General features: G+C 63.2%; 13 protein-coding genes. 7 read left to right on the top strand and 6 right to left on the bottom strand.

The genetic code is table 11. The annotated features are described in order from the left end of the window. Positions 1–16: 16 nt before the first annotated feature. The 4 genes from RBA40_RS17775 to rplM all read right to left on the bottom strand — a co-directional run bounded on the left by RBA40_RS17775 (position 17) and on the right by rplM (position 3,557). Positions 17–1,156, bottom strand: coding sequence for an FxDxF family PEP-CTERM protein (locus RBA40_RS17775; protein ID WP_306649108.1), 1,140 nt, complete (start codon positions 1,154–1,156; stop codon positions 17–19). A 118-nt stretch (positions 1,157–1,274) separates the two neighbouring features. Beyond that, positions 1,275–2,312, bottom strand: a complete 1,038-nt coding sequence (gene argC, locus RBA40_RS17770; protein WP_306649107.1) for an N-acetyl-gamma-glutamyl-phosphate reductase — start codon at positions 2,310–2,312, stop codon at positions 1,275–1,277. Positions 2,313–2,720: 408 nt separating this feature from the next. Then, a complete protein-coding gene (rpsI, locus tag RBA40_RS17765) occupies positions 2,721–3,113 on the bottom strand; it encodes a 30S ribosomal protein S9 (protein WP_054266290.1) in 393 nt (130 codons plus the stop codon). Between the two features lie 9 nt (positions 3,114–3,122). Then, a complete protein-coding gene (rplM, locus tag RBA40_RS17760) occupies positions 3,123–3,557 on the bottom strand; it encodes a 50S ribosomal protein L13 (protein WP_306649106.1) in 435 nt (144 codons plus the stop codon). Positions 3,558–3,885: 328 nt separating this feature from the next. On the opposite strand from rplM, the gene RBA40_RS17755 reads away from it, so the two are divergent. The 4 genes from RBA40_RS17755 (at position 3,886) to RBA40_RS17740 (ending at position 7,750) form a co-directional block, all read left to right on the top strand. Continuing rightward, positions 3,886–5,334, top strand: coding sequence for an alpha/beta fold hydrolase (locus tag RBA40_RS17755; RefSeq protein ID WP_306649105.1), 1,449 nt, complete (start codon positions 3,886–3,888; stop codon positions 5,332–5,334). 16 nt (positions 5,335–5,350) lie between these two features. Beyond that, positions 5,351–6,082 (top strand): ABC transporter ATP-binding protein, encoded by a 732-nt coding sequence (locus RBA40_RS17750; RefSeq protein ID WP_306649104.1) that lies wholly within the window; start codon positions 5,351–5,353, stop codon positions 6,080–6,082. Beyond that, positions 6,079–7,263 (top strand): ABC transporter permease, encoded by a 1,185-nt coding sequence (locus RBA40_RS17745; RefSeq protein WP_306649103.1) that lies wholly within the window; start codon positions 6,079–6,081, stop codon positions 7,261–7,263. The genes RBA40_RS17750 and RBA40_RS17745 overlap by 4 nt, the downstream gene beginning before the upstream one ends. 64 nt (positions 7,264–7,327) lie before the next feature. Next, positions 7,328–7,750 carry an OsmC family protein gene (locus tag RBA40_RS17740; protein WP_099874279.1) on the top strand — a complete coding sequence of 141 codons (423 nt, stop codon included), beginning with the start codon at positions 7,328–7,330 and terminating at the stop codon, positions 7,748–7,750. 174 nt (positions 7,751–7,924) lie between these two features. Here RBA40_RS17740 and coq7 read toward each other — a convergent pair whose 3' ends face one another. Both coq7 and RBA40_RS17730 read right to left on the bottom strand, forming a co-directional pair. After that, positions 7,925–8,569 (bottom strand): 2-polyprenyl-3-methyl-6-methoxy-1,4-benzoquinone monooxygenase, encoded by a 645-nt coding sequence (gene coq7, locus RBA40_RS17735; protein WP_306649102.1) that lies wholly within the window; start codon positions 8,567–8,569, stop codon positions 7,925–7,927. Between the two features lie 28 nt (positions 8,570–8,597). Further along, entirely contained in the window at positions 8,598–9,053 is a 456-nt protein-coding gene (locus RBA40_RS17730) for a hypothetical protein (protein ID WP_306649101.1), read from the bottom strand. A 99-nt stretch (positions 9,054–9,152) separates the two neighbouring features. Here RBA40_RS17730 and RBA40_RS17725 point away from each other — a divergent pair, with 99 nt between their 5' ends. The 3 genes from RBA40_RS17725 to RBA40_RS17715 all read left to right on the top strand — a co-directional run bounded on the left by RBA40_RS17725 (position 9,153) and on the right by RBA40_RS17715 (position 12,483). After that, entirely contained in the window at positions 9,153–9,932 is a 780-nt protein-coding gene (locus RBA40_RS17725) for an ABC transporter ATP-binding protein (protein WP_306649100.1), read from the top strand. Positions 9,933–9,935: 3 nt separating this feature from the next. After that, the gene (locus RBA40_RS17720; protein WP_306649099.1) at positions 9,936–11,132 is read left to right on the top strand and encodes an ABC transporter permease; all 1,197 of its coding nucleotides are present in this window, start codon (positions 9,936–9,938) and stop codon (positions 11,130–11,132) included. A 460-nt stretch (positions 11,133–11,592) separates the two neighbouring features. Beyond that, positions 11,593–12,483: an ABC transporter ATP-binding protein gene (locus RBA40_RS17715; RefSeq protein ID WP_306649098.1), complete on the top strand. Its 891-nt coding sequence runs from the start codon at positions 11,593–11,595 to the stop codon at positions 12,481–12,483. The last annotated feature ends 11 nt before the right edge of the window (positions 12,484–12,494 follow it).

Genomic DNA, 12,494 nt, shown 5'->3' with positions numbered 1-12,494 from the left:
CCGGCTTGAATTCAAGCTATTGCTTTGCGCTCGCTACGGTGCGGGCGCGGCGGCGCGCACAAAAACCGAGCAAACCTAGACCGGCCAGCAACATTGCATAGGTTTCCGGCTCCGGAACGGGGCTCAGCAGCACCGTGCCGCAGACATCGAGCTTGCACGCATCGGCCAGGATCAGGCCATTATCATTGATGCTGTAAGTGGTTTTGATGATCCAGTTGTCCAGCGGGTCGACGGCCTTGTCGAGCTGCAGCAGCTGGCCGTTCTGATAGATGAAGCCACGCTCCTGGCCGTTCGCATCGGCGCCGTAGCCGATGATCTGGCCCAGCTCATTGATATCGACAGCGGTCGAACTGCGTTGCGCACCCCAGCCCAGATCGGTCATCGCGCCATTCGCATACACAAAGGCCGACTTCACATAGCCGTTATTGTCGCGTGCGGACTGTCCGATGATCAGGCCGGCATCATTGATGCCGCTTGCCAGACTGCTGCCGCCACTGAATCCGCCCAGGTCGGTCATGCGGCCGTTCTGATAGATGAAGGCGCGATCCTGGCGGTTGGCGTTTTCAGCGGTGCCCACGATGGTCCCGGCGGCATTGATGCCCGAGGCGCTGCTGTGGATGCCTCCCAGCGTGCCCAGGTCCTTCATTTTATTGTCGCTGTACACATAAGCATGGCTGGCGAGGCGCGGATAATGCGGATCGCCTCCCGGCAGGCGCAGATTGGTGCTTGAACTGCCCACCACCGTGCCGGCATTGTTGACCCCATGGGAGAACGTGTCCGCGGGGCCGCTATCATGGCCGAACCCAGCGAGGCGCGTGGTAACGCCGTTGACCGTCAGGTAGCCACTGGCTTTGACGACGTCGCCAATGGTGGTCCAGTACTCGTAGCTGGCCATATGGCCGGCATTGCTGATGGCCGTGATCCCACCGGTGGGAAACGGACTCGTGCTGACATGCATCACCGTGGTGCTGCCACCGGCATGAAATGCCGAAAATCCATTGGAAGAACCGTACAGGGTGCCGGCGTTGTCGACCAGGCGCCATTGGTCGTACTGGCCGGTATTGAACGTCGTGACCGCGTAGGAAGGGGCGGCAAGCGCGGGCGCGGCAAAGATGCCGAGCACGAGGGCGGACAACAGGGAGCGGACGAAGCGCATGACAGTCTTTCGATGGTGGGTAAATACCACCCATCATAAAGACTAATTGGCTAAATTGAAAGTTTAACTAAAATTTAATATTGCGGGAAGCGGCTGCGCTTCCCGCCATTGTAATGCCTTACGGCAGCAGCGCGACCTGTTGCAAGCCCAGGGTTTCATCCAGGCCGAACATCAGGTTCATGCACTGGATCGCCTGGCCCGAGGCGCCCTTGACCAGGTTATCCTGGACCACCAGGATAACCAGGGTATTGCCGTTGTTCGGACGATGCAGCGCCAGGCGCAGCATGTTCGAACCTCGGGTCGAGCGGGTTTCCGGATGCGAGCCGAACGGCATCACATCGACGAAGGCCGCGTCTTTGTAGGTGCTCTCGAACAACTCCTGCAGCTCCTCGTTGCTGATATCGGTAGTCAGGCGCGCGTACAGGGTCGAATGCATGCCGCGGATCATCGGCACCAGATGCGGCGTGAAGATCAGGTGCACCGGCAGGCCGGTGAAACGCTGCAGCTGGGCCACGGTTTCCGGGGTGTGGCGGTGGCCGGACACGCCGTAGGCCTTGAAATTATCGCTCGACTCGGAGAACAGGGTACCGATTTCCGCCTTGCGGCCGGCGCCGGACACGCCCGACTTGGCATCCGCGATCAGGGCGCTGGCATCGATCAGGTTCGCCTTGAGCAGCGGCACGAAACCCAGCTGCATGGTGGTCGGATAGCAACCCGGATTGGCGATCAGGCGCGCGTTCTTGACCGCTTCGCGGTTCAGTTCCGGCAAGCCGTAGACGGCCTCTTCCAGCAGGTCCGGGCAAGTGTGTGGAATTTTGTACCACTGCTCGAAGGTAGCCTGGTCTTTCAGGCGGAAATCGGCGGCCAGGTCGATGACCTTGACGCCGGCGGCCAGCAGCGCCGGGGCCTGGGCCATGGCCACGCCGTGCGGGGTGGCGAAAAAGACCACGTCGCATTTGGTCAGGTCGACCTTGTCCGGGGCCGAAAACGCCAGGTTCACCTTGCCGCGCAGCGAAGGAAACATATCTGCGACAGGCAAGCCATCTTCCTTACGCGACGTAATCGCGGTCAGCTCCACATCAGGGTGGACCGACAGCAGTCGCAGCAATTCCACGCCCGTGTAACCCGTACCGCCGACGATGCCAACTTTGATCATATGTATTCCTTGAGAGTAAATGGTGGGCCTTGCCCGAAAGATGGTGATTCTAACAGCGCAAGCAAAACGCTGCGCAGCGCTACCGAACCCCAAAACTCGCACAACCGGGGTCAAACTTGCACAACCGGGGTCAGAGCTCTGACTAGCAACATTCTTGACAATCCGGGCTGGCACATCAGCAGGCGCTGCCCCACAACGGCGACCTTAGGCACATTTGTCGGGATATGCGCGATATTCAGCCATCAGCAGCGAGGCCGCTCACCAGTTCAGTACGAGTCGGCAATTAATTGCAAGTCAGAGCTCTGACCCCGGTTGTCAGCGGTTAGGAAACAAAAACAAAAAAGCCGCCTGACTTTGCAGTCGGCGGCTTTTTTGAAGCTGCGCACCAGAGTGCGCGCTGGAGGCGAATTAACGCTTCGAGAATTGCTTTGCGCGACGTGCTTTGCGCAGACCAACTTTTTTACGCTCGACTTCACGTGCATCGCGGGTAACGAAACCGGCACGTGCCAGGTCGCCCTTCAACGATGCGTCGTAGTCGATCAGTGCACGGGTGATGCCGTGACGAACCGCGCCAGCTTGGCCGGACTCGCCACCACCGTGAACGTTGACCTTGATGTCGAAACGCTCGACATTGCCGGTCAGTTCCAGCGGTTGACGGATGACCATCAGGCCCGTTTCGCGCGAGAAGTAGTCAGCGGCTGGTTTGCCGTTAACGATGATTTGGCCAGTGCCAACTTTGATGAAGACGCGAGCGACTGCACTCTTGCGACGGCCGGTGCCGTAATTATAGTTACCGATCATGTCAGCTCCTTACTTGGACAGCACGAGTGCTGTAGGTTGCTGGGCAGCGTGCGGGTGGGAACCTTCCGCGTACACTTTGAGCTTCTTGATCATGGCGTAGCCAAGCGGGCCCTTAGGCAGCATGCCCTTGACCGCTTTTTCAAGCGCGCGACCAGGAAAACGCTCTTGCATTTTCTTGAAGTTGGTTTCGTAGATACCACCTGGGTAGCCGGAGTGACGGTAGTACGTCTTCTCGGTTGCCTTGGTACCGGTCACGCGCAGTTTGCCTGCATTGATCACGACGATGAAATCGCCCGTATCGACGTGAGGAGTGAATTCGGGTTTGTGTTTGCCGCGCAACCGGAGTGCCACTTCGCTGGCAACACGTCCGAGGATCAGATCCGTCGCGTCAACCACGAACCAATCGCGCTGGACTTCATGTCCCTTAGCGGAAAAAGTTTTCATGTTGACTTCCTAAATATAAAACTTATTAAATCGCTCAAATGGTGGTTCCGCTTGGACTACCCGCGGACTCTGCCTTATTGTCTTTTCCTGAGCAAACGGAAAGCCGGCTACTATAGCGCACTCCCCACGGCCGAGTCAAGCCCTTCTGCGGCTGTTGCGGCAGTAGCGAAATGACATCGGCGCCATCCCTAGATAAATCGCAAACGCTAGCGCCATGGCCCACCCTAGACTGCACCACAGCGCCTATTTCATTAACCGAAAAAAACTTTCTTGACCCCGGAAAGAATGTCAATCTACTATGCCTGAGCACTTATCGTCGGGAGACCTCGTGAAATTGAAACATTGCCTTGCCGCCTCACTGCTCTCCTTGCTGTCGGCCCTGGCACCGCCCTGCCTGGCCAGCGCGCCCGGCGCGCCCCTGAATGGCCGCACCTGCCATCTGCCCGGTTCCGAAGAAGGCTTGCGCTGCCGCACACTGGCCGTTCCCCTCGATTACCGCCAGCCCACCGGCCCGACCCTGACACTGCACATCACCGTCGCGCCGGCCTTCCGAGAATCGGGACGCCCCGATCCCCTGTTCGTGCTGGCGGGCGGCCCCGGCCAGGCCGGCAGCGACGTGCTGCCGGCACTCAATGCCATGTTCCGGCGCACCCGCGCCACCCGCGACATCGTCTTCATCGACCAGCGCGGCACCGGCCTGTCCGGCAAACTCGACTGCGATGACGACGCCCTGCCGGAAAATCTCAGCGACGAGGAACAGATCGCCGCCGTGCGCGCCTGTCTGGCCGCCATCCGCCAGCCGCTGTCGGCCTACACCACCGAACACGCCGCGCGCGACATCGAACAGGTGCGCCTGGCGCTCGGCTACCAGCAAATCAATGTGTGGGGAGCGTCGTACGGCACCCGCCTCGGCCAGGCCTACGCGCGCGCGTTTCCGCATGCGGTACGCAGCCTGGTGCTGGACGGCGTGGCCGCGCCCGACCAGATCATCCCGGCCGGCGGACGCGATGGCCAGGCGGCGCTCGACGCCCTGTTCCGCCAGTGCGCGGCCGACGCCGGCTGCAACAAGGCCTACCCCGCGCTGCGCGCCGAATTCGACGGCCTGCTGGCCAAGGTCAGCGCCGGTCCCGTGCCGCTGAACCTGTCCAATCCGCGCACCGCCGAGCCCTTGCAGATGAACATGACCAGGGAGCGCTTCCTGAACACCGTGCACAACGTGCTGTACTCTGCGCTGGACGGACGGCGCCTGCCGTTCCTGATCCACAGCGCCCACCTGGGGCGCTGGGCGCCCTTTGTGGCGCGCCGCAACGTCGCCTCCGACCTGGCCGGCGAAGGCGGCACCGCGCTGGTGCTGCACATGGCCGTGATCTGCGCCGAGGATTATCCGCGCATGACGCCGCAATTGCTGGCCGACGACGCCCACAATTCCTTCCTCGGCGGGGGGCGGGTCGGGCAGTTGATCGAGCTGTGCAAGTCGATCAAGGTCCCGGCCGTCGCCTGGCGCGCGCCGAGCCCGATCCTGGCGCCAGCCCTGCTGCTGTCGGGCGCGCTGGACCCGGTGACGCCGCCGCGCCGCGCCGAGGCCGCCGCGCGCCACATTCCCAAGGCCCAGCACCTGGTGGTGGCCAATGCCGGCCACGGCATTTCCGCGCTGGGCTGCGCGCCGCGCCTGCTGCGCGAGTTTCTCGACGCGCCGCAGAAACCGGTTGTCGCCCACTGCCTGAATGACATTCCGGCCGCCAATTTCCAGATCGGCAGCGCCGGTCCGCACCCTTGAATAGCCCGAGGCCACGATGATTGTTGTAGACGACGTACGCAAACAGTTCGGCTCGCTGCAAGCGCTGGGAGGCGTCAGCTTCACGGCCGCCGACGGCCAGATCACGGCCCTGCTCGGTCCGAACGGGGCCGGCAAGACCACCCTGCTGCGACTGCTGGTGGGCTTGCTCAAGCGCGACCAGGGCAGCATCAGCATCGGCGGCATCGATCCGGCTATCGATCCGATGACGGTGCGCAAGGATATCGGCTTCCTGACCGACCAGTTCGGCCTGTACGAACGCCTGAGCACGCGCGAATACCTGGCCTATTTCGGCGAACTGAACGGCATGAGCACGCCCCTGGTGCAGCGCCGCATCGATGAAGTGGCCGACCTGCTGGCCATGCAGGACATCCTGGAACGGCGCGCCAAGGGGTTTTCGCAGGGCCAGCGCATCAAGGTGGCGCTGGCGCGCACCCTGCTGCACAAGCCGCGCCACCTGCTGCTCGACGAACCGAGCCGCGGGCTGGACGTGATGAGCACGCGCGCCCTGCGCACCGCGCTCACCGCCCTGCGCCAGGACGGCTGCTGCGTGATCATGGCCACCCACGTGATGCAGGAAGTAACCCACCTGTGCGACGACGTGATCGTCATCGCCAAGGGCCATACCGTGGCCCAGGGCTCGCCCCAGGAGCTGTGCCGGCGTACCGGCATCGCCAATCTCGAAGACGCTTTCGTCAGCCTGGTGGGCGAAGAAGGAATCGCAGCATGAAGCCGGCATTCCTGGTCGTTTTTCTCAAGGAATTCAAGGAAACGCTGCGCGACCGGCGCGCGCTGGTCCTGCTGGCCCTGTTCACCCTGATGTATCCGCTCATGCTCGGCTACATGCTCAACCAGCAGATCGGACGCGCCACCCGCTCCGAGCGCGAAGGCATGCAGCTGGCGGTTGTCAACGCCGCCCAGGCGCCCAACCTGATGGCCCAGCTCAAGCAAAAAAACATCACCGTCGTGCCGATGGGCGAGATGAAGGAAGACGCCATCGCCGAGCTGCTGCGCGCACGCAAAGTGGTGGCCCTGCTGCGGCTCGACCCTGCATTCGGCGAGCAGTACCAGGGCATGCGGCCGGCCGGCATCGAGCTCTGGTTCGACTCGGCCAGCGACAACGGCCAGCGCCAGCGCGACATCGAAGAAGTGCTGCACAGCTACAGCTCGAACATCAGCAGCGCACGCCTGCTGGCGCACGGCGTCTCGCCGGCCACCATGGCGCCGGTGCGTCTGCAGCGCTTCGACACCGGCAGCACGGCGGCGCGCTCGGCCGGGCTGATCGGCGCCATTCTCGGCTTCCTGTTTTTTCCGGCGTTTATTTGCGGCTTGTCGGCGGCGGTCGACAGCACCGCCGGCGAACGCGAGCGGCGCTCGCTCGAAGTGCTGATGGCCCAGCCGGCCAGTCCATGGTCGCTGATCACCGGCAAATGGCTGGCGGCCGGCTCGCTGGCCGTGATCGGCATCACCCTGGAACTGGCGCTGGCGCATGCCGTGCTGTCCTGGCTGCCGCTGGAAGAAATCGGCATGAGCTGGCGCGTCACATCGGCCCAGCTGGCCCTGGTATGCGTGGCGACCATTCCGCTGTCGCTGTTCGCGGCCGGCCTGCACATCGCGCTGGCGATGAATGCGAAATCGTTCAAGGAAGCCCAGAGCATGCTCAGCCTCGTGATCCTGTTGCCGATGCTGCCGGGGGTGGCGGTGTCGGTGCTGGACCTGAAGACGGCGACCTGGATGTATGTGGTGCCGATGCTGTCGAACCAGACCCTGCTGCGCGAGCTGGCCAAGGGCCAGGACCTGGGCGCGCTGCCGTTCGTGCTGACCTTCCTCAGTTCGATGCTGCCGGCCTTGGGCGCGGTGGCGTTCGCCAGCTGGCGCATGAAGAGCGAGCGCTACGTGCTGTCGGTGTAGGCGCTGCTCAGCACGGGCGCGCGGGCTCCATTACAATAGGCCGACACAATCATCGGAGAATGCAATGGAAGTCACAGTCAGCTGGAACGGTCCCTCGGGCATGAGTTTTCGGGCGCAAACAGGGTCGGGCCACATGGTCAGCATGGATGGCGCGCCCGAAGGCGGCGGCCACAACCTGGCGCCGCGGCCGATGGAAATGGTGCTGCTCGGTACCGGCGGCTGCACGGCGTATGACGTGGTGCTCATTCTCAAGCGTGGCCGCGAGGATGTGCGCGGCTGCGACGTGAGTCTGAAAGCCGAGCGCGCGGAGACCGATCCCAAGGTGTTTACCAAGATCCACTTTCACTTCACGGTGACGGGGAAGAATCTGAAGCCGGGCGCGGTGGAGCGCGCGGTGAGCCTGTCGCACGACAAATATTGCTCAGCGTCGATCATGCTGGCCAAGATGGCCGAGATCACGCATTCGTTCGAGATTATCGAAGGTTGAGCCGGTAGCCATCCAGCCGTCACGCTTGGACCCAAATGAGGAGTTTAGCTTGCGGCTACGGTACGAACTTGGGTCCCCGCCTTCGCGGGGACGACGGAGGCGGACCGGACTTTAAACGTCATATCGGGCGACGGAGGCGGACCGGACTCTAAACGTCATATTCAGACGTCATATTTAAACGTAATACGCCGTCGTCGTCATCACCTTCGCCATCGCACTCATCACGCCGCGCACCGGCAACGGCACTTCCACCGCGCCCAGCGCCTGTGCCGCCGCGCCGTGCGCAATCTCGTCCACCCGCATCTGGTCCACAATCGCGCGCGACTTGGTATCCTGCACCGGCAACAGATCAAGATGGCTGTTCAGATGCGCCTCCACCTGGCGCTCGGTCTCGACCACAAACCCCAGGCTGCGCGCGTCGCCCAGTTGCGCCGCCACCGTGCCCAGCGCATACGCTCCCGCATACCACAAGGGATTGAGCAAACTCGGCTGCGACCCCAGCTCGGCCAGCCGCTGGGCCGTCCACGCCAGATGATCCTCTTCCTCGCGCCCCGCCTCGGCGAACTGCAGCCGCATCGCCTCGGTCTTGGCAAAGCGCGATTGCGAGTTGTACAGCGCCTGCGCGCACACTTCGCCAACGTGGTTGACCCGCATCAGGCCGGCGCTGCGGCGCTGTTCCGCTTCATCGAGCTGGCCGTCATCGGCGTGCGCCGCCGGGGTTGGCCGCGATGCCGATGCCACGCCCGCGATCACGCGCAGGGCCTTGTCCATGCTGACGATCAGCTGGTCGAGTGGATTGATGGATCGTTGTGCTGACATACGCTGCCCCGGTAGCGATAAAACGCCATTATAGGACGTCCGGCCCGGGCGGGTCGCCCGCCCGGGCCGTGGCCGGGGCCGTCTGGCGCTCGATCCAGTCGAGCAGCGGACCGGCGACATCGATGCCCGATATGTTTTTCGCCACGCCCAGGTTCAGCTGCAGCAAAAATGGAATGGTATCCGACGGCACGTCCGGACAGTGCTCGGAAAACGCGGCAATGAAGCGCGGCGCGGACACCACTGGCACCACTTTCGCCCCGCTCATGAACTGCAGCACGCTGGTGATCGTGTGGCCCTTGCCGATGGTATGGTAGATGAACTGGTTGAAAGCGCGGTCGACCTTCTTGAAATCGATGGTCTCGGACGTCATCAGCCCGGCCAGGTAGTACAGGCCGAGGGTGACGCGGAAATACGCGGTCCATTCGGCCGCATTGCGCCCGCTGCCGGCGACGGCGAGTACTTTTTCTTTGATGGCACTGTCCATGGACCCATTATCCACATTTCCGGCCCGCTGTGGCGGCCTGCCGTGCTTGCGGCCGTGAATTTGTGCGTGCTACCCTCACGCTTTGAGAGAAGGAACCCGATGATCGAGGTGAAACACCTGGCCAAGCGCTTCGCCGCGACGGTACACAAGGAGCGGCGCGCCCGCCAGCGCGACGTGCGCGAGAGCGATGGCTGGTTCCATGCGGTGCGCGATGTCAGTTTCTCCTGCGCCCCCGGCGAAGTGCTGGGCCTTTTGGGGCCGAACGGGGCCGGCAAGACCACCACCCTGCGCATCCTGTCGACCGCGCTGCGCCCGGACGCTGGCAGCGCCTTCATCGACGATATCGATATCGTGGCCGAGCCGATCCGGGCGCGCCAGCGGGTCGGCTTCCTGTCCGGCTCAACCGGCCTGTACGGGCGCCTGAGCGCACGCGAGAACGTCGAGTACTTCGGGCGCCTGCACGGCATGGCCCCGGCCCGCCTCAAGCAGCGCTGCGACGCCCTGTTCGAGCAGCTCGACATGCACGCCTACGCCCACAAGCGCGCCGACGACCTGTCGACCGGCATGAAGCAGAAGTGCGCGATCGCCCGCACCGTCGTGCACGAGCCGCAGGTGGTGATTTTGGATGAACCGACCACCGGGCTGGACGTGATGTCGGCGCGCGTGCTGCTCGAATTCATCGCCAGCTACAAGGCCCTGCGCATTCCCCTGATTTTTTCCACCCACCACCTGCACGAGGTCGACAAGCTGTGCGACCGGGTCTGCATCATCAACCGCGGCCGCAGCGCCTTCAACGGCAGCGTCGCCGAATTGCGCGAGCTGGGCGGAAGCCACGACCTGTACGACGCCTTCGTGAACGTCATCAAGCAGGAAGGCTGAACCATGTGGACCGTGTATCTCAAGGAATTGCTGGAACTGCTGCGCGACCGCAAGACCTTCATCTTCACCCTGCTGCTGCCGATCGTCGCCATGCCGATGATCTTCGGCGGCCTGGGCTACCTGTCGTCGACCATTTTCAAGAAAGCCCAGCACAAGGAACTGAGCTACGCCCTGTTCGGCAAGAACAATGCGCCCGGACTGAGCGAGCGCTTCGCGCGCGAAAGAGGCTTGCGCGAGGTGCCGCTGGCCAATCAGGACGCGATCAAGGCCGCCATCGATAACGACCGCATCACCTTTGCGATCGTGATACCCGCCGGTTTCGAGGAGGCCATGGCGGCGCACCGCCAGGCCAGGGTCACCCTGCACTACAACAACGCGGTGGCGCTCGACATGACCCACAAGCGGGTGGCGGCCGTGATCGAGGCGCACAACGGGGCGCTGCGCGAGCAGGCGCTGTCGGCCATGAACATGAGCCGCGACGAGCTGCGCTTTGCCCTCAATCCGATCGAGCTGGAAGAACTGTCGACCGCCGGCACGCGCGAGCGCATGGGCGCGCTGGTGGGGGGCTTTTTGCCCTACATTTTGCTGATGGTGTGCCTGATGGCGGCGATGTACCCGGCCATCGACCTCGGCGCCGGCGAGAAGGAGCGCGGCACGCTTGAAACCTTGCTGCTGGCGCCGATTGCGCGCACGTCGCTGGTGCTGGCCAAGTTCCTGGTGTTGTTTACCGTTGGCCTGACCTCGGCGCTGCTGATGGTGGCCAGCATGGGTTTGCTGCTGGCCGTGTTCGGCGGCTCACTTGAAGGCGGCCTGGCGCAGATGGTGCGCGCGATCGGCGCGCGCGACCTGGCCATGGTGGCGCTGATGCTGGTGCCGACGGCCGCCATCTTCGCCTCGATCCTGCTGTCGATTTCGATCTACGCCAAGAGCTACAAGGAAGCGTCGGGCATGATTTCGCCGCTGATGATGCTGCTGATCGTGCCGATTGTCGTGGCCATGCTGCCCGGAGTGGAGCTGAACTGGTTCTGGTCGATGGTGCCGCTGACCAATGTATCGCTGGCGATGAAGGAACTGGTGAAGGGAACCATGGATTACCGCATGTTTTCAGCCATTTTGCTGTCCACCACACTGATCGCGGGAGCGTTGCTGGCGTGGTGCCGGTGGTGGTTCAACCGGGAGGATGTGTTGTTTCGGAGCTGACTTGACCACTAATCCTGAAGCCGTGGTCGCCGCTTTTGAACCGCTGGCGGCCTCACGACCGTCGCCGGCCTCACCACTGTGGACGGCCTCCCCACCATCGCCGGCCTCACCACCGTCGCCCCCGCGCAGGCGCGGGTCCACGTTGTCAGCTCAGTCATCGGCCGCGGAGCGAACCTGGGCCCCCGCCTGCGCGGGGGCGACGAGCCGTTGGCGGCGGTTGACGGGTTGACGGGTTGACGGGTTGACGGACAGCGGGCGGCTGGCGACGGGTGACGGACGGCTGACGACGGCCGACGATACCCACTCATCCACTCCCCCAATTGTGCAATCTGAGCCCATCAAATTGCGGTGCATCGCAACGGGCGGCCGTGGCACGGTCAAATTTTATACAATGCAACTCTAGAAAGTGCGCTCAGCTATCCGCCAGGCGTACGTACAGCGACCGTATCAGGAGTCAGGCATGGAATTACGCATCAGGAATTTATCCAAGACCTACGCCAATGGCGTAGTTGCCTTGGATAAAGTTACCCTCACCATCCCCAGCGGGATGTTCGGCCTGCTCGGCCCGAACGGGGCGGGCAAGTCGACCCTGATGCGCACCCTCGCCACCTTGCAGGAGTGCGATGCCGGTTCGGTCTTCTTCGGCGACCTCGACGTGCTCGACGACAAGGACGATATCCGCCGCCTGCTCGGCTACCTGCCCCAGGACTTCGGCCTGTACCCCAAAGTCACGGCTTACGAACTGCTCGACCATTTTGCCGTGCTCAAGGGCTTGTCGCACCGCGCCCGGCGCCGCGAAGTGGTCGACGGCCTGCTGCAGCAAACCAATCTGTTTGAAGTGCGCAACCAGCGCCTGGGCACCTTTTCGGGCGGCATGCGCCAGCGCTTCGGCATTGCCCAGGCCCTGCTGGGCGACCCGCAGTTGATCATCGTCGATGAACCGACCGCCGGCCTCGACCCGCAGGAACGGGTGCGCTTCCATAACTTGCTCTCGGACATAGGCGACGACAAGACCGTGCTGCTGTCGACCCACATTGTGTCCGACGTATCCGATCTGTGCGCCAACATGGCGATCATCAACAAGGGCCATGTGCTGCTGTGCGGCGAGCCGCAAAAGCTGATCGACGATATCGACGGCCACATCTGGGCACGCTTCGTCGCCAAGCACGAGCTGGCCCATTTCCAGAAAGAACACGCGGTGATTTCAACCCGCCTGCTGACCGGGCGCACCCTGATTCATGTGTATTCCGAGCAAGATCCGGGCGATGGCTTCGAGCCGGCCGCCGGCGACCTCGAAGATGTCTACTTCGCCACCATCGCCGGACGCCACGCCGCGGCCAGCAACTGTTGAAGGTGGCGTCC

The sequence above is a fragment of the Massilia pseudoviolaceinigra genome, from assembly GCF_030846505.1.
GTDB lineage: Bacteria > Pseudomonadota > Gammaproteobacteria > Burkholderiales > Burkholderiaceae_D > Telluria_A > Telluria_A violaceinigra.
Note: the sequence above shows the minus strand (reverse complement) of the source record. Positions and strands in the feature narration are given on the sequence as shown.